This is a genomic window from Ruegeria sp. AH12 (assembly GCF_056541465.1).
Window position 1 is genome coordinate 1 of sequence record NZ_JBQFYL010000188.1, and the last position, 599, is coordinate 599.

Here is a 599-nt window from a genome sequence, read left to right on the forward strand (position 1 = left end):
CCCATTCCTTGGCGCAGGCGATGTATTCAATGGGGGCATCGAACCAGACATAGAAGACTTTGCCTTCCATGCCGGGCCAATCTTGATCACCTTTCTTGACTGGTACACCCCAATCCAGATCGCGGGTAATGCCGCGATCCTGCAGGCCGTCGCCATCATGCAGCCATTTCTTGGCGATCGAGGTTGTCAGGATCGGCCAGTCTGTCTTGCTGTCAATCCACGCGTCCAACTGATCTTTCATTGCGGATTGACGCAAATACAGGTGCTTGGTCTCACGCACCTCAAGATCGGTCGAGCCGCTGATCGCGCTGCGGGGCTCGATCAGGTCGGTCGGGTCTAGCTGCTTGGTACAATTTTCGCACTGGTCGCCGCGCGCGCGCTCGTAACCGCAATTGGGGCAAGTGCCTTCGATATAGCGGTCGGGCAGAAAACGGCCATCGGCGTTGGAGTAAACCTGCTTTTCGCTGACTTCCCGGATCAGCCCGGCTTCATCCAGTTTGCCAGCGAAATGCTGGGTCAGTTTACGGTTCTGATCGCTGGACGAGCGGCCAAAGTGATCAAAGCTCAGGCCAAAGCGCTTGGCGATATCGGCCTGTACT

General features: G+C 56.8%; 1 protein-coding gene. It reads right to left on the minus strand.

Annotation, left to right across the window (positions count from 1 at the left end; genetic code table 11):
* The coding region (locus tag ACR0EL_RS22525; protein ID WP_480502359.1) for a class I tRNA ligase family protein at positions 1 to 599 on the minus strand (599 nt) is incomplete at both ends.